The organism is Kribbella amoyensis (assembly GCF_007828865.1).
Lineage (GTDB): Bacteria > Actinomycetota > Actinomycetes > Propionibacteriales > Kribbellaceae > Kribbella > Kribbella amoyensis.
In genome coordinates, this window is the sequence record NZ_VIVK01000001.1 from 3,483,408 (window position 1) to 3,500,861 (window position 17,454).

10 protein-coding genes are annotated in these 17,454 nt (G+C 70.7%); 9 read left to right on the plus strand and 1 reads right to left on the minus strand.

All coding sequences use genetic code 11. The annotated features are described in order from the left end of the window. Nucleotides 1–65 precede the first annotated feature (65 nt). Nucleotides 66–3,764 carry a glycoside hydrolase family 2 TIM barrel-domain containing protein gene (locus tag FB561_RS16550; RefSeq protein WP_145807657.1) on the plus strand — a complete coding sequence of 1,233 codons (3,699 nt, stop codon included), beginning with the start codon at nucleotides 66–68 and terminating at the stop codon, nucleotides 3,762–3,764. On the opposite strand, the gene FB561_RS16555 is transcribed toward FB561_RS16550, so the two are convergent. Beyond that, nucleotides 3,765–5,609, minus strand: a complete 1,845-nt coding sequence (locus FB561_RS16555; protein WP_145807659.1) for a hypothetical protein — start codon at nucleotides 5,607–5,609, stop codon at nucleotides 3,765–3,767. It abuts the gene before it with no gap. 140 nt (nucleotides 5,610–5,749) lie between these two features. Between FB561_RS16555 and FB561_RS16560 the strand changes: the two genes are divergently transcribed. The 8 genes from FB561_RS16560 (at nucleotide 5,750) to FB561_RS16595 (ending at nucleotide 17,429) form a co-directional block, all read left to right on the plus strand. Then, a complete protein-coding gene (locus FB561_RS16560; RefSeq protein ID WP_238334852.1) occupies nucleotides 5,750–6,595 on the plus strand; it encodes a tryptophan 2,3-dioxygenase in 846 nt (281 codons plus the stop codon). Nucleotides 6,596–6,712: 117 nt separating this feature from the next. Next, entirely contained in the window at nucleotides 6,713–7,297 is a 585-nt protein-coding gene (locus FB561_RS16565; RefSeq protein ID WP_145807661.1) for a hypothetical protein, read from the plus strand. After that, entirely contained in the window at nucleotides 7,284–8,204 is a 921-nt protein-coding gene (locus FB561_RS16570) for a hypothetical protein (protein ID WP_145807663.1), read from the plus strand. Before FB561_RS16565 ends, FB561_RS16570 begins: the two co-directional genes overlap by 14 nt. A gap of 55 nt (nucleotides 8,205–8,259) precedes the next feature. Next, complete coding sequence (locus tag FB561_RS16575) at nucleotides 8,260–8,880, plus strand: hypothetical protein (RefSeq protein WP_145807665.1); 621 nt, start codon at nucleotides 8,260–8,262, stop codon at nucleotides 8,878–8,880. 28 nt (nucleotides 8,881–8,908) lie between these two features. Further along, a complete protein-coding gene (locus FB561_RS16580; RefSeq protein ID WP_145807667.1) occupies nucleotides 8,909–9,595 on the plus strand; it encodes a response regulator transcription factor in 687 nt (228 codons plus the stop codon). Between the two features lies 1 nt (nucleotide 9,596). Further along, the gene (locus tag FB561_RS16585; RefSeq protein WP_145807669.1) at nucleotides 9,597–10,904 is read left to right on the plus strand and encodes a sensor histidine kinase; all 1,308 of its coding nucleotides are present in this window, start codon (nucleotides 9,597–9,599) and stop codon (nucleotides 10,902–10,904) included. 124 nt (nucleotides 10,905–11,028) lie between these two features. Further along, on the plus strand, nucleotides 11,029–16,884 hold the full coding sequence (locus tag FB561_RS16590) for a DUF7507 domain-containing protein (RefSeq protein WP_145807671.1): 5,856 nt from the start codon (nucleotides 11,029–11,031) through the stop codon (nucleotides 16,882–16,884). Between the two features lie 53 nt (nucleotides 16,885–16,937). Beyond that, nucleotides 16,938–17,429 carry a MarR family winged helix-turn-helix transcriptional regulator gene (locus FB561_RS16595; protein WP_145807673.1) on the plus strand — a complete coding sequence of 164 codons (492 nt, stop codon included), beginning with the start codon at nucleotides 16,938–16,940 and terminating at the stop codon, nucleotides 17,427–17,429. Nucleotides 17,430–17,454: the final 25 nt, after the last annotated feature.

Below are 17,454 nucleotides of genomic sequence, written 5' to 3' on the forward strand. Positions count from 1 at the left end.
CGCGCATCGAGTGAAGACGTGGAGGCGGCGGTGGGGAATCCTGGTCGACTGTGAGGAGCCGGCGGATGCGTTCGATCGTGCACCTGCTTGCCTTGGTGCTGGCCTGCTGCGCGGCCGGGGTAGTCGGGGCGGAGTTGCCGGCGGCTCGGTCGTTGGATGTGCACGCCTACCTGGACGATCCGCGGCAGGTCGGTGAGGGCCAGGTCGCGCCGCACACCCGGCTGTGGCCGTACGCCGATGACGAGTCCGCGGCGCGGGGCGAGGGATCACCGTACGTGCAGTCGCTCGACGGGGAGTGGCGGTTCGCGCTCGCGGATCGGCCGGAGGAGGTACCGGACGGGTTCCAGCGGGACGGGTACGACGCTTCGGGGTGGCGGACGGTCCAGGTGCCGCACACCTGGCAGAGCTCCTCGGGGATGTTTCTGGATCATCCGATGTTCCGGAACATCCCGGAGGAGCTCTGGCCGGCCGCACCGCCGAAGGTGCCGCGGGACGTGAACCCGACCGGGGCGTACCTGCGGTCGTTCGAGCTCCCGGCCGCGGACAAGGGCCGGCGGCAACTGATCCGGTTCGAGGGAATGACCAGCGGGGCCTTCGTCTGGGTCAACGGGGAGTACGTCGGGTACGACCAGGGCGGGTACAGCCCGGCCGAGTTCGACGTCACCGGCAAGGTCCGGCCCGGGCGCAACGTGCTCGCGGTCCAGGTGCACCGGTGGGGATCGGGGTCCTACCTGGAGGACTTCGACCAGTGGAGGTACGCCGGGATCTTCCGTTCGGTGTCCACCTACTCGGTCCCGGCGCAGCGGATCCAGGACGCCACCGTGACCACGGACCTCGACGCGTCGTACCGCGATGCCACGCTGTCCGTCGACACGGAGCTGGTCGATGCCGAGGGGTACCGTCTGACCGCGACGCTGCGGGATCCACGGGGCAAGGTGGTCAGCACGCTCGAGGGGACGGCCGACGGTGATCGGCTGAAGGTGTCCGGCACCGTGGCGAACCCGGCCAAGTGGTCGGACGAGTCACCGACGCTCTACAGCCTGGTGCTGTCCTTGGCCGATCGCGACGGCCGGGTCGTGCACCGGACGAGCCAGCGCGTCGGTTTTCGCGAGATCGAGGTGAAGGACCGGCAGATCCGGCTCAACGGCAAGCGCGTCGTCTTTCGCGGCGTCAACCGGGCCGAGACCGATCCGAAGACGGGGCGGCACGTGACCCGTGAGGCGATGGAGCGCGACGTCCGCCTGATGAAGCAGCTCCACGTCAACGCGGTCCGCACCTCGCACTACGAGAGCGACCCGTCCTGGTACGAGCTGGCCGACCGGTACGGGCTGCTCCTCGTCGACGAGGTGGACATCGAGACGCATGCCCGCGATGTCTGTCCGACGAACTGCCTGGCCGACAAGCCGGAGTGGCGGGACGCGTTCCACGACCGATTCGCGGCCCTAATCGAGCGGGACAAGAACCACCCGAGCGTCGTGTTCTGGGACACCGGCAACGAGGCCGGGCTCGGGACCGCGCACTTCGCGATGGCCGACTGGGCGCGGAAGCACGATCCGACCCGGTTGCTCTACCACCAGCCGAACCGCCCCGACGGCGACGCCCCGTACGCCGACGTGGCCGGGCCGCGGTACCCGACTCCGGCCGGGCTCGAGCAGAAGGCGCGGACGACGACCAAGCCGATCGTGCTGGGCGAATACGCGCATGCCATGGGCAACGGTCTCGGGAACTTCGCCGACTTCTGGGCCCTGGTCCGCAAGTACCCGTCGGTGCAGGGCGGCTTCGTCTGGGACTGGGCCGAGCAGAACCTCGAACAACCCCTGGTCACCACCCCCGACTCGGGCCGCCATCACCTGCAGACCTTCTTCGTCGGCAAACCCCAGCTCGTCGACGGCCAGGAAGGCAAGGGGGTCGAGCTGTCCGGCCTCGACGACTACGTGAACGTCTTCCGCGATCCGGCGCTCGACGTCCCCGGCCCGCTCACCGTCGACGCCTGGGTGAAACCGTCCCCCTGGACCGGATCCCTGCCGATCGTGACCAAAGGCAACCAGTACGCCCTGCAACAGCCGAACGCGTCGACCGTCGAGTTCCGCGTCACCCTCGACGGCCGGGAGAAGGCCGTCACCGCTCGGGTCCCGGCGAACTGGGTGAACACCTGGCATCGGGTCACCGGCACGTACGACGGGTCGGCGCTGAGGGTGTTCGTCGACGGTCGCGAGGCCGGCCGGACCGCGGCGCGCGGGATCGTGGAACCAGGGGTGTGGGAGGTGAACGTGGGCCGCAACGCGCAGACCCAGCAGGACCACACCCGGACCCGCCTCGGCCATGGGGTGGTGGACCAGGTCCGGATCCTCCCGCGGGCGGTGACGGCGGCCGACCTCGCGGCCGGGAACGACTGGGACGACGCGGTGCTCGCGTTGGACTTCGAGGAGACCGGGGACGCCGGCCGTTTCGCGAGTCTCGGGATCAGCTTGTCCGGCACGGACGGTCTGGTCGGGACTGATCGCGGACTCCAACCCGAGACGGCCGAGCTCGCGTGGGCGCAGTCGCCGGTGCGCCTCTCGTCCTCGGCCGCCGGGGTGGTCGAGGTACGGAACGAGCAGCAGTTCGCGCCGCTCACCTTCGAGCTGCGCTGGGCGATTCGTGAGGCCGGCGTGACGATCAAGGCCGGCAAGATCCCGCTGACGCTGGCGCCGAACTCCCGGCAGGTCGTGCGCATCCCGGTCGCCGTGTCGGCCCGGGAACGCTTCCTGGACGTGGATGCCGTAGCCGACCGTGGTCTCCTGCAACGCGACCAGTTCGCGCTGGGTGGAAAGCAGGTGGCCGGTGTCGGCTCACCTGTCGTCGGGGCAGCGGCGGTGACCTCGACCGGTGGGAAGGCGGTCGTGGCCGGGCGGGACTTCCGGTACACCTTCGACGGGGGCCGGCTGGTCTCCATGGTTGCGCGCGGCAAGGAAATGTTGCGGCGTGGTCCGGAGCTCGACGTGTGGCGCCCGCCGACCTCGAACGAGACCTACACCTGGGGCACCGCCGACCGCGAGCTCTGGAACGCGATCGGCCTCGATCGCCTCCGCACCACCACCGGAACGCCCACGGTGCAACGGCTTTCCGACGGACGCGTCCAGGTAGCCGTCCCGAGTACGGCGGCCGCGCCGGGACATGCGGACGAGCTCGCGTTCGCGCAGACGATGACGTACACGATCGACGGGACGGGGGCGATCACCCTCACCCACCAGGTCACGCCGCGCGGTGCCAAGCTCACCACGCTGCCCTACCTGCCGCGGCTCGGCTTCTCCCTGCAGGTGCCCGACTCCCTCAGCCGCTTCGCGTACTACGGCCGCGGCCCGGAGGAGTCGTACTCGGATCGCGCCCGGGGTACTCGGATCGGTGTCTATCGCAGCACCGTGGAACAGCAGTACGTCCGGTACTCGCGTCCGCAGGCCCACGGGAACCACACCGACACGCGCTGGACGAGTCTGTCGGACACCCGGCACGGCGTCCTCGTTGCTGCTGCTCCTGGGGATGCGGTGGACGTCAGCGTCACGCAGTACGACCAGTTGGACCGGGCGGAGTACGACTTCCAGTTGCCACTGGTCCGCAACCAGGGCTGGTCGACCTTGCACGTCGCGGACGCCGAGACCGGGATGGGCGAGACACCCAACGGCGTCCTCGCCCCACACCGCGTCGACCCACGGCAGCCCCGGACGTACTCGGTCACCCTGCGCCCCCTGTCAGCCGCCGAAGCCGCCACCGGAGCGCCGCGGTAACTACTTGTTCAGCGGCTTGATCGTGGTGCCGTTGGTGAGGTGCGCGCTCACCTTGGCGGTGGTGCGGCCCGGGATGGCGACCAGGCGGCCCTGGACGGTCTGCGGGCCGACGGCGATGCGGTCGACGTGCCGGCTGCCGGCGGCGAGCAGGTACGTCGCGCCGCCGCTCGGGGCGTGCCAGGCGGTGGTGGCGAGCACGTTCTGGTCGAAGCGGCTGCAGATGGCCGTGTTGGTGGCCTGGCCGGCGACCAGGCCCGCCGGGAGCAGGCGGACCGAGGCCCAGCCGCTGCCTTCCCAGCTGTCCGAGCGGGTGCAGACCCAGTCCGCGCTGGTCCGGTCCGGCAGGGTCTGCTCGGCGAAGACCCAGTTGTTCGCGGTCTTGATGCCCTTGTCCTGCAGGGTTTGCAGCCCGCAGACCGTCCGGGACCAGCTGACCAGCGCCGGTCCGCCGGTGGCCTCTCGCGGGGACCGGGCGACACCCTCCGACGGCGGCGGCATGTAGGTCAGGTGGGTCGGGCTCAGACCGCCGAGGTCGGTGAGCAGGAACGCGTGCTTCTCGGCGACGGCCGACGACGACCGCAGCTGCAGGGCCGGCCAGCTCGAACAGTTCGCCGCCGGTGGCTGGACCGGCTCGGTGACCCCGTCCTGCCGGCCCAGGTCGCGGGCGGGCGTGTCCGGCTTCTTCAGATCACGCAGCCCGGCGGTCGCGACCCACGGCGCGGTGAGGTACCGGATCCCTTGTGCGGAACGGCTCAGCGCCACCGCGCCCGCGGTCGTGACGTCCGCGTCGTCGGTCCGCGCGACCACCAGGCCGTCGCCCTCGGTGTACCGAGCCAGCCGGCGGCCGTCGTGCAGGACCACGACGGCCTTCCCGTCCACCTCACCGGCGTACAGGAGCTGGGGTTCTTCGGTGGGAGCCGCGAGGGAGGTGTTCACGACCGCGGTGACGTCCTTGCCGGCCGTCCAGGTGTCGAGGGCGCGGGCGAGCAGGGCCTTGTCGTTGACCAGTCCACCGCGCGGCGGCCAGGCGGTGAAGTCGACGCGTGCCGTGTCCTGCCACCGCGTCGCACCCGTACGGCGCAGCGCGTCTGGGCTGAGCTTGGTGGTCTGCGTGAGCGTCGGCGCCTGGACGGACTGGACCCGGGTCGTCTCGGCGCGCTCCCGGCCGCCGGACACCAACAGGGACAGGAGAATCGCGAGCACGAGCACCGCGGTGACACAGATCGTGACCGCACGACCGCGGGCCCGCCGGCGCATCAGGTCGCTCGGCGCCAACCGCACCGAACACGGGTCGAACACCGCGGCGTCCAACGGCCCGTGGATCCCCGCGACGGCGGCCTCGTCGAGCTCGCCCGCCTCGGCGATCGCCCGCTCCGGGTGCCGCACCCCGGCCGCACGCAGCTCTTGCTCGACCTCGGCGATCGACAGGCGCTCGGCGCGGACCAACGCCCAAGCGGCACGGGCTTCCGGCGACCGCACCGCAAGGGCGTGGTCGAGCGCGAGGTCGTCGGCGGCCCCTGACTTCGGGAACAGCCGCAGACCCCACACCTGCGGCAGCAACCGCAGCGGGGTCCGGCTGCGCGACTGCCGCACCGCGCCTTGCACGACCCGCCGCCGCAGGAACGAGAGCGCGCTGGTGTCCGCTGTCTCCCGTTCGATCTTGCGGCGGTCCGGCAGCGCGTGCTGGACGACGCCGTGGGCCGCGAGGATCCGGCGGTGCCGCCCCAGCGAGGGTGGCAGCACCAGGTACGCGAGCCGCACCAGCTTGGCGTAGTTCTCCAGCAGCGCGGTCTCGGCTTCGGCGGGACCGATCGACCTGTGCTCCAGCGTCTGAACGTCCGTCATGACCGCCCCGTCACATCCTTCGCCCGTTGTCCTACCCCTCTCCCAACGAGCGACTTCCTGCCCAGTCACACACCGGATTGCCCCGGCTGCGGATCGCGACGACCGGGGCGGCGCCCACCACGGCGGTTATCCTCGGCCTCGTGAGCAGCGAATCGAGCGGGATCCAGCCGTCGGCCGACGCCGTCACCGGGCGCTGGGACGGCGTTCAGGTGAACTTCGGCGAGGAGGGCGGCCGGCTCACGTACGGCAGTTACCTGCGGCTCGGCGCGCTGCTCGACCAGCAGCGGCTGGAGTCCGACCCGCCGGCCCACGACGAACTGCTGTTCATCACCATCCACCAGGTGTACGAGCTGTGGTTCAAGCAGGTCCTGCACGAACTGACCGCGTCCCGCGACGCGATGCTGTCCGGCGAGCTCTGGCGCGCCGAGCACCTGCTCCGCCGGGTCCACACGATCGAGCGCACCCTCATCCAGCAGGTCGACATCCTGGAGACGATGACCCCGCAGGACTTCGGCGAGTTCCGGCACCGGTTGTCGCCGGCCAGCGGCTTCCAGTCCGTGCAGTACCGCGAGATCGAGTTCCTCTCCGGCGCCAAGGACCCGTCGTTCGTCAAGCGCTTCCGCGGTCTCACCGACACCGAGCGCGCCCGGCTCGAGCAGCGCCTGGAAGAACCGACCCTGTGGGACGCCTTCCTCGCCGTCCTCCACGCGGCCGGCTTCGGCACCACCGACGAGGACCAGATCCGCGTCGCCCTGCAGACCATCGCCGCCGACCGCGGCCGGTACGCCGCCGCCTGGGAACTGGCCGAAGCCCTGGTCCAGCACGACGAACTCGCGGCCGCCTGGCGAGCCCGCCACGTCGTCATGGTCGAAAGGATGATCGGCACCAAACCAGGCACCGGCGGCTCCTCCGGCGCCGGCTACCTCCGCTCCCGCCTCGACCTCCGCTACTACCCCCTCCTCTGGAACCTCCGCACCGCTCTGTAGAGCCTTTCCGGCCCGCCGAATGTGAGGGGGCGTACGGCGACGCTGAGCCTGAGGTGTCAGCTTACCTTCGCGAATCGCGCAGTTTACATGCGCGAATCGCGTGATTAACATAGAGCCATGTTTGCTCTCGAGGGCTTGGAAGAAGCACTCGGAACTCTCGGCGCGGTACTGCGCAGCCGTCGGACCGAGAGCCGGATCCTGGTGGTGGGTGGCAGCAGTCTGCTGCTCCTCGGCGTGGTCGACCGCCCGACCGCCGACCTCCACGTCGCCGGACTCGCGATCGAGGGCGGGTACGTGAAGGCCGAGCGGATTCCGCCGCCGCTGGCCGAGGCGGTGCGGGATGTCGGTGCGGCGCTGGGGCTCCCTGATGGCTGGCTCAACAACGGACCGGCCTCGTTGTTCGACTTCGGCTTGCCGGACGGGTACGAGCAACGGGTGACGGTGCGTCGGTACGGAGCCCTGGAAGTCCACGTCGCCGGGCGTCTCGACATGCTCTGCTTCAAGCTCTATGCGGCGGTGGATCACTCCGGATACCGGACGAGCAAGCACTTCGACGACCTGCGGGCGTTGGCCCCGAACGGGGAGGAGTTGCTGACAGAGGCGCGGTGGACGCGGACACACGACAGCTCTGATGCGTTTCGCGGCGAGCTGGTCAAGATTCTGGCGAGCCTGGGCCTGGAGGTCTCCGATGGTCAGGTCTGAGCAGGACGAGCGGTCGCTGGCTGAGCTCGAGCTGGCTCTGGTGGCGGGAGCCTGGCGTGAGCTGGGGGTGTCCGGGTGGAGCCGGACCCATGGCGACTGGGCGATCGACCCGGAACCGTTGATCATCCGGACGGCAGAGCTCGCGGACGAGGACGCCCGGCTCCGGGACGAGGCGCTCGACTGGTGTATTCATTACTGGCGGTACATCTCCCGCACGCGGTTACGAGGCCTGCTGCGGAAACGGTCCGATGAAGCCGCCGAGGCGTGGGGCCGCTTCGCCGCTACCGTCAACGAGCACTCCATCGCTCGTTGGCCGAATGCGACCGACCCGATGCCGTACAAGATCACCGGCCGTTCGTCGATGCCTTCCATGGAGCAGCCGTCGCGGGCATGGTTGCGGCTGCGGGCGACCTTCGGTGTCGGCGCGCGGGCCGAGATCCTGCGGTACTTCCTGTCCGGTCGAACGGTCAGCTCCACGGCCCTGATCGCCGAGCACGCCCAGTACGCCAAACGAAACATCGACATCGAGTGCGATTCGCTGGAGAAGGCCGGCGTACTCAGACGGCGCAAGCTCGGCAACCGGTACCTGTACTCACTGGTCCGAGCTGACGCGCTGCGAGAGTTCGCCGGTGAGATCGCGCCGATCCGGCCGTCCTGGTCGGCTCTGCTCACGGTGACAGCTGCCTTTGTGGGCCTGGAGAACACGTCGCACGATCTGCCGGACCGCGTCCTGATGGTCGAGTCGTTCAGGATCCTGCAGTCGCTCGAGGACGCCTTGGACGCTCTGGACATCGAGGACCGCCCGAGGTTCGCACGCCCACAGGATCACTGGCCTGAGATCCGCCGATTCGCCGCCGGCCATCTGTCGGCCTGGGCAGCAGGCGATTGGGTTCCGAAGGATCGTTAGTGTCCACCCGGCGTGGAGCGGGCACGCTGGGGGTGGGCTAGGGAAGGGTGTGGGTGTGAAGGTCTACTCCGAGGTCGGGGCGCAGCGGTTCGGGCAGGTGCTGGGGGATCTTCTGCTGGTCGGGTGGGTGCTCTTCTGTACCGCGCTCGGGCTGGCGGTCTTCCGGATCACGAACGCGCTCGGGGCTCCGGGGCGGAAGGCGGCCGAGGCGGGGGACGGGCTGGCCGGGGATCTGCGGAGCATGTCGGAGCCGGTGGGGAAGGTGCCCGCGGTCGGGGACGAGCTGCGCGCGCCGATCGACGGGGCCGCGGGAGCGGCGGCGCGGTTGGCGCAGGCCGGGCGGGATCAGGCGCACGCCGTGGAGCAGCTCGCGTATCTGCTGGCCGCGGTGACGATCGGGTTGCCGGTGTTGTTCGCGGTGCTGATCTGGTTGCCGCGGCGGATCCGGTTCTCCCGGCGGGCGACGGCGGCGCAGAAGTTCATCGACAGCGCGGCCGACCTGGACCTGTTCGCGTTGCGGGCGATGGCGAACCAGCCGATGCACCAGCTGGCCAAGATCTCCGACGACCCGGTCACCGCCTGGCGCGAAGGCGATGCCGAGGTGATCGGGCGACTGGCCGAGCTGGAGCTGCGCACTACCGGGCTGAAGCCGCCGCGGGCGCTGCCGTCGGGCTGACCAGGGCCCGACCGCCTACGCTCGGGACATGGCGCGGGTACTGCTGGTCGAGGACGACGACGCGATCCGGACGTCGCTGAGCAAGGCGCTCACGGCGGCCGGGCATGTCGTCACGGCCCTCGCCGGTGGAGCCGAAGGGGTCGCTGCGGTCGCGCGGGACCGGCCCGACGTACTCCTGCTCGACCTGGGACTGCCCGACCTCGACGGCCGGGACGTACTCGCCATGGTGCGCGCCGTCAGCGACGTACCGGTCATCGTCACCACCGCCCGCGACGACGACGCGAGCATGGTCCGGTTGCTCGACGCGGGCGCGGACGACTACGTGATCAAGCCGTTCAGCTCCGCTCAGCTGGACGCCCGGATCCGCGCGGTACTGCGTCGGCTCGGTACCGATCAGCAGCACGAGGTGGTGAGCCTCGGGGCGCTGGAGATCGATCCGCGCAGCCGGGAGGTCACCGTGGACGGCAAGCCGGTGGACCTGACCCGCAAGGAGTTCGACCTGCTGCTGGCGTTGTCCCGTCGGCCCGGTGCCGTGGTGACCAAGCGGGAACTGCTGGCCGAGGTGTGGGGGCTGCCCTGGGGAGGCGGAGACCGCACGGTCGACGTCCACCTCTCCTGGTTGCGCCGGAAGCTCGGTGAGACCGCAGCGCACCCGCGATACCTGCACAGCGTTCGCGGTGTCGGGGTGAAGCTCGCAGCACCCGAGGGCGGCTGACATGCGTCGCCGGATCCTGCTGTTGTCGGTGGGGATGACCACGTTGGTCGTTCTCGCTTTCGCCATCCCACTGGCGATCCTGCTGCGCAACGCCGCGATCGACGACGCACTGGAGAAGGCCTCGGTCCGCGCCGAGGGAATCGCGTACTACGTGGGCGACAAGAACCGTACGACCGACGAGATCCGCGCGTACATCGTCGAGGTCAGCGGGAACGGGCCCGGCCGGATCTCGGTCCTGCTGCCCAGCGACACCACCCTCGGCGACCCGCCTCCCGGGGGAGTCGGCGCACCGAAGGGCAACCCCGGCGGGTACGGCGATGACGACGGCGACGAGCACCGGGGACCGCCGAAGGTGGCGGCCGCGACGGTCCGGTCGCTCGACGGTGGCAAGGCGACCGAAGTGGTGGTCGGCACGATCAGGGGGCCCGCGGCGGTCTGTCTCTTCCTCACCACCCAGCAGTTGTACGACGGGCTGGTGCCGCAGCTGGTCGTCCTGGCCGCGGGCAGCGCGCTCGTCCTGATCCTCAGCATCGTCGGCGCCGAACTCGTCTCGCGCCGGCTGGCCCGTCCGCTCGAGGAGACCGCGCGAACCGCGGAACGCTTGGCCCGCGGTGACATGGATGCGCGCGCCCCCACGACCGGACCGGCCGAGGTCGCCCAGGTCGGTGCCGCGCTCAACGGTCTCGCCGACCGCATCGACGAGGTGATCGCGGTCGAACGCGAGGCGGTCGCCGATCTCTCGCACCGGCTCCGGACCCCGCTCACCGCCCTCCGGCTCCAGGTCGAGGCACTGCCCGACCGGGATCGTGCCGAGGAGCTGAACACCCAGGTCACCGCTCTGGAACGCACGCTCACCGCGGTGATCAGGGCCGCCCGCCGACCACAGCGCGAGGGCCGGGTCCCGCGGTCCGACGCGGTCGAGGTGATCCGGCAGCGGGCCGCGTTCTGGGCCCCGCTGTTCGAGGACCAGGGCCGCGAACTCACCCTCGACCTGCCCGAATCCGCCGCCGAGATCCGCGCCGCGTCCGAGGACCTGGCCGCCGCCCTCGACGCCTTGGTGGAGAACGTCGTCGCGCACACGCCCGACGGCACCCCGGCCCGGATCACGCTCACCCACGCCGACGCCGAGGTGCGGATCGTGGTCGCCGACGAGGGACCCGGGATCCCGCTCGGCGCCGGGGAACGCGGCCGCAGCGACCGGGGTTCGACCGGTCTCGGCCTCGACATCGCCCGCCAGGTCACCGAGAGCGCGGGCGGCCGGCTCGGCATCCACCGCAACTCGGTGGAGTTGACGCTCCCGTCGTTCTGACCGGGCGGCCGAATCCGGGAAACTGTAACGGTACGCACCGTACTTGCTTGATCACTGAGTGAAGTCGGCCGTGGTATGCAGGTTCGGGTGCCTTGCCGACAGGTGCCGGAAACGGGGACTTCGGATGGCCGCTGGGCTGCTGTCACGCGCCGGGAATCGACGGAATCGGGGCGTCGGGCTGCTCATCGGCCTGCTGCTCGTGCTGGTGCCTGGGACGGTGGTCCAGCAGCCGGCCCGGGCGGAGACGGTCCGGCCCTTCGAGAAGGTGTTCGGCGCCCAGACCAACGGCGCGATCCGGATCACCGGCAACACCCTGCTGACCTGCGACACGGCCGACGCCGGGTGCCGCGCGGCCCTGGCCGGTGGTTCGGCCGACGCGAACAACAACTCGTGGACGATGCAACTGCTCGACGCCGACTCGGACTCGTCGACCCAGTCGTCCTCGGCGGCGACGATGAACCTGCCGCCCGGTGCGAAGGTCCTGTACGCCGGCCTGTTCTGGGGTGCGGCCCGGGGCGCGGGCAAGGGCGGCACCTCGTCACCCGACGACGGCACCACGATGAAGCTCCGGCGGCCGGGGCAGTCGGCGTACGAGACGGTGACCGCGAGCCGGACCGACCTGCTGAACGCGGGTTCGAAGAACGACTACTCGTCCTACCTCGACGTCACGGACCGGGTGCGGGCGTCGGGCAACGGGCAGTACTGGGGCGCCGACGTACCGACCGGGACGGGCGCCGACCGGTACGCCGGGTGGAGCCTGGTGATCGCCTACGAGCAGGCGAACGAGCCGTTGCGCGATCTCACCGTGTTCACCGGGTACGCCCGGGTGACCAGCGGCGAGGTGGCCCGGACCGAGATCGCCGGCTTCCTGGCTCCGCCGAGCGGCGCGGTCAACGCCCGGTTCGGCAGTGTCACCTACGAGGGCGACGCCGGCGTCACCGGTGACTACTTCGCGGTCAACGGCACCCGGCTCGCCGACGCCGAGAGCCCGTCGGCGAACTTCTACGGCAGCCGGATCACCGACGGCGGCGCGAACCTGACCGACCGTAACCCGGCCAGCCTGAACACCCTCGGGATGGACGCGAAGGTGGTCGACGCCGCGGGGATCCTGCCGAACAGCTCGACCAGTGCGCAGCTCACCTTCGCCAGTACCGGCGACGTGTACTACCCGGCCGCGCTGACCACCCAGATCGACCTCTACGCGCCGGCGATCCACGGCACCAAGACCGTCCGGAACCTGGCCGGGAACGAACCGGCCAAGGTGGGCGACACCCTCGAGTACACGATGAGTTTCGCCAACACCGGCGACGACGACGCGCTCCGGTCCATGGTCCGCGACGCGCTGCCGGCGAACACCAGCTACGTGCCCGGGTCGCTGTCGGTGGTGTCGGGGACGGCCGCTGGTGGGAAGACCGACGCGGCCGGTGACGACCAGGCGGAGTACGACGCGGGTTCGCGCGCGGTGGTGTTCCGGATCGGGCCTGGTGCGAACGGGAGAGTGGGTGGCCGCCTGGCGAAGGGCCGGGAGAGTACGGTCCGATTCCGGGTCACCGTCGACGCGGCGTCCGCGGGGACGACCCTGGCGAACACGGGGCTGCTGGACTACACGGCGGAGACACTGAACAAGCCGTACACCTACCGCACCGACGAGGTGCTCACGCCGGTGGCGGCCCAGGCGGACCTGGCGCTGACGAAGACGGGTACACCGGATCCGGTCCCGGCCGGCGGCAACCTCACGTACACGTTGGTTGCCCGGAACAACGGTCCGAGCCCGGCCCGGGACGTCACCGTCAAGGACACGCTGCCCGACGGCGTCGAGCTGGTCTCGGCCGATCCCGCGCAGGGCACCTGTCCGCCGTCCACCGTCGAGTGCGCCCTCGGGACCGTCGCGGCCGGCGCGACCGTCACGGTGAAGATCGTGGTCCGGGTCTCGTCGGCGAGTACCGCGACCGGGCTGACGAACGTCGCCACGGTCACCACCTCCACCTCGGACCCGAACCCGGACAACGACAGCGCCTCGGTCACCACGAAGGTGACCCGCTCCGCCGACCTCTCCCTGGCCAAGTCCGTGTCACCGGAGCGCCCAGCGCCGGGCGAGTCGGTCACCTACACCCTCACGGCAAAGAACGTGGGACCCTCCGACGCCGAGCAGGTACGGATCGCGGACACCCTCCCCGCAGGTCTGACGATCACCTCTGTCCAACCGGCCGCGAGCTGTACGACCGCCGGCCAGGACGTGAGCTGTACCGCAGCCCGGCTGGCCAGTGGGGCGACCCTGGTGGTCCGGGTCACGGCGACGCTCGACTCCGGGTACCAGGGTGGCCCGCTGACGAACGCGGCCAAGGTCGCGAGCGAGACGCCCGATCCGGACCCGGCGAACAACACCGGCAAGACCACCGTGACGCCGAGCGCCCCGACGGCGGACCTGGTCGTCACCAAGAAGACGGTCACCAAGCCGGTCGTCGCCGGGCAGCCGGTGACGTACCAGGTCACGGTCCGGAACGACGGTCCCTCGGACGCCCGTTCGGTCCAGCTGGCCGACGATGTACCGGCCTCACTGACCGCGGTCGCCGCCGAGACCTCGGCCGGATCCTGCACGGTGAACCAGGGTGCGATCCGCTGTGCGATCGGCGATCTGACCACGGGTTCGACGGCCACCGTGACGGTGAACGCGACAGTGGACCCGACCGCGACGGCGCCGATCACCAACGCGGCCACGGCGAGCAGTTCTACGAGTGACCCCGACCCGGACAACAACACGGGCCGGACCACGGACCCGGTGACCGGCAGCGCTGACCTGGCCATCACCAAGACCGCCCAGCCCGTACCGGTTCAGGCCGGGCGCCCGGTGACGTACACGCTCACCGTGACCAACAACGGCCCCTCCGCGGCGCAGTCCGTGAAGGTGACCGACCCGGTACCGGCTCCGCTCCGGTACGCGTCGGCGGAATCGTCACAGGGGAGCTGTACCGAGGCAGACAGCACGGTGACGTGCGCGGTCGGAAGAGTGGCGCCGGGTGCCGTTGTCGCGGTGACCGTGGTGGCGAACGTCCCGTCCGGTACGCCACCGGACGGCGTGGACAACACGGCCACGGTCTCCTCGCCCACGTCCGACCCGGAGCCGGACAACAACTCCGCGACGTACACGCTGACCACAGATGCGCAGGCGAATCTCAAGCTGACCAAGACGGTCAGCCCTGACCCGGTGGTCGCCGGCCGGAGCATCACCTACAAGCTGACGGCGACGAACGCGGGTCCCTCCGATGCGCAGGGCGTCACCATCACGGACGACGTGCCGGAGGCGGTGACGGACGTGTCCGCCTCCGCGACCGGCGGCGCCGTCTGTACCGACGCCGGCGGCAGTGTGCGCTGTACGGCCGTGACCCTGGCCGCCGGGGAGAGCATCGTGGTCACGGTGACCGGGACGGTGTCCCCGTCCGCCAAGCCCGGCGAGCTCGCGAACACCGCGACCGTCGAATCCCGGACACCGACGGACCCGACCATCTCGGACAACACCTCGACCGGGACCAGCACGGTCACCGCGCAGGCGGACCTGGCGCTGACCAAGGTGGCGCCGGAGACAGTTGTCGCTGGCAACGAGCTGACCTACCGCCTGACGGTCCGCAACGCCGGTCCGTCGGACGCCGTGGACGGATTCGTCAGCGACACCCTGCCGGCCGGGACCACGTTCGTCCGCGGCACTGGTCCGGCGGGCGCCTGTACCCAGGACCCGTCCGGGTCCGAGCCCGTGGTGACCTGTCCCGTCGGCACCCTGGCGCCGGAGGACGATGCGGAGGTCACCGTCGTGGTGAAGGTCGCACCCCACCAGCCCGCCGGGAAGCTGACGAACACCGCGACCGTCAGCTCGCGGACACCGGACCCGCTCGACGGCAACAACGCCGCCTCGGCCGAGACGACGGTGAGCGCCTCCGCCGACGTGTCCATCACGAAATCGGTGAAGCCGTCGCCGCTGGTCGCCGGTGCGGAAGGCCTTTACACGTTGACGGTTCGCAACGACGGCCCGTCCACCGCGCAGGGCGTGAAGATCGCCGACGAGCTGCCGTCCGGAGTTTCGCTGCTCGGGGCAACCAGCGCGGACGGTACCTGCACCGTCTCCGGGTCCTCGGTGAGCTGCACGCTGGGCGCTGTCGGTCCGGACGGTACCGCGGTGGTCGTGATCCGCGTCGCCGTTGCCGCGGCGCAGACCGCGAACGTGACCAACACCGGCAACGTGACCAGTACGACACCTGATCCCGATCCTTCGAACAACGAGGACACGATCACCACCGAGGTCGAGCGGATGGCCGACGTCGAAGTGATCAAGACCAGCGACGAGTCCTCCGCGGTCGCGGGGAACGGGGTGATCTACCGCTTGACGGTCGTCAACCACGGGCCGTCGGATGCCACCGCGGTCCAGCTGGCCGACTCGCTGCCGGCCGGGCTGACGATCACCGAGACCGACGCGGGCCAGGGCCAGTGCACCACGACCGGCCAGGATGTCCGGTGCGCGCTCAGGACGATCGCCGCCGGCGGGACCACGACCGTGAAGATCGCGGCGGGCCTGGATCCGGGGTTCCGCGGGACCTCGCTGGCGAACACCGCGACGGCTGCTTCGCCGGTGACCGACCCGGACGAGAGCAACAACAGCTCGACCGTGACGATCCCGGTCCGGACCGAGGCGGACGTCAGCGTCACCAAGCAGTCCGATCCCGCAGGCGTCACACCGGGCAGCACGTTCGAGTACGCGATCGTGGTGGCGAACGCCGGCCCGGCGACGGCCCGCTCCGTCGTCATCACGGACCGGATGCCCGCGGGCCTGACGGTGGTCTCCGCGTCGGCGGGAGGGACACCGTGCCCGGCCGACGACGGCGGCGTCGTCCGCTGTGCGCTCGGTGACCTGCCGATCGGGCAGACGATCGTCACGGTCACGGTCCGGCTGGCCTCCGGGTACGACGGCGCCTCGGTGACCAACACCGCGACCGCCTCGTCGAGCACGCCGGACCCGGATCCGAAGAACAACGCCGGCACGGTGGAGTCGCCGGTGACGGCCTTGGCCGACCTGGCGATCACGAAGGCGATGACCCCGGCGGCCCCGGTGTCCGGCCGCACTGTGAAGTACACGCTGGTAGTGCGGAACAACGGCCCGTCCGATGCCCGCGACGTGATGGTCACCGACGAGTTGCCGCGTGGTCTGACCAAGGTGAGCACCGTGGCTCCCGCCGGGGTCACGTGTGTCCTGCGGCCGCCGATCGGGTCGAGTTCCGGTGATGCGCCCGAGGCCGGCGTGGTGGAGTGTGGGAGGGCGCTGCTCGCCGAAGGGGCGACGCTCACCGTCACGATCACGGCGACCGTGGCGCCCGGGTTCTCCGGCCAACTGGAGAACATCGCCCGGGTCGGCGCGGCGACCTCGGACCCGGTGATCGCGAACAACGAGGCGAAGGCGACCGGCCGGACCACCCAGGCGGCGAACCTCGGCCTCCGCAAGGCCGCGTCGGCGTCGTCCGTTGTCGCCGGCCACAACCTGACGTACGACCTCGCCGTCCGGAACGCGGGTCCGTCGTCGGCGGCCGGAGTCACGGTCACCGACAACCTGCCCGACGGCGTCCGGCTCGCTGGTACGCCCCGGGGCTGCACGTTGCAGGAGCGGACGCTCTCGTGCGACGTGGGCCGCATCGATCCAGGCAAGACGGTCCGGGTGAAGATCACGGTGACCGTCGACGCGACGTACCTCGGGACCTTGCTGACGAACACCTCGTCGGTCCGGTCGACCACCCCGGATCCCGACCAGGCCGACAACACCAGCTCGGTCACGGTCCGGGTCACCCCGCCACCACCGGATCGCCCGGTCCCGCCCGGCTCCGACGACCCGCTTCCCGACACCGGCAGTCAGGTCGACCTGACCCTGCTGCTGCTCGCGCTCGGCCTGGTCGCCGCCGGCGCGGCCCTGGTCCTGCTGACGCGCGGCCACCGGCTTCGGTAGGCCCTTGCACCTGGTCGGGTTGATGCGTCAACCCGGCCAGGTAGGATGGCGGCGTGGCGAACGAACCGTGGCTCGACGAGGACGAGCAGAAGGCCTGGCGCAGCTACCTGCTGATGCGCAAGACGCTGGAGACCCACCTGACCCGGCACCTGCAGCGCGAGTTCGGGCTGTCCGCACCGGACTTCGAGATCCTGGTCAACCTGTCCGAGTCCGAGACCGGCCGGATGCGCGCGTTCGAACTGGGCGAGGCGACCCAGTGGGAGAAGAGCCGGATGTCGCACCACCTCAGCCGGATGGAGAAGCGCGGCCTGATCGCCAAGGTCGCCTGCGACGCGCGGTACCCGGAGATCGCCATCACCGAGCAGGGCCTGGACGTGATCCGGTCCTGCGCGCCGGTGCACGCCGCCCGGGTCCGCGAGCTGTTCGTCGACGTGCTCGGCCGGGACCGGATGGCCGTGCTCGGTGAGCTGTCCGACGAGGTGGTCGACGCGATCGCCGAGCACGAGCGGACCAACTGCCCGCCGGAGGTCCGCGGCAGCTGCTGAGAGCGGCTCTCAGCAGAGTTTCAGC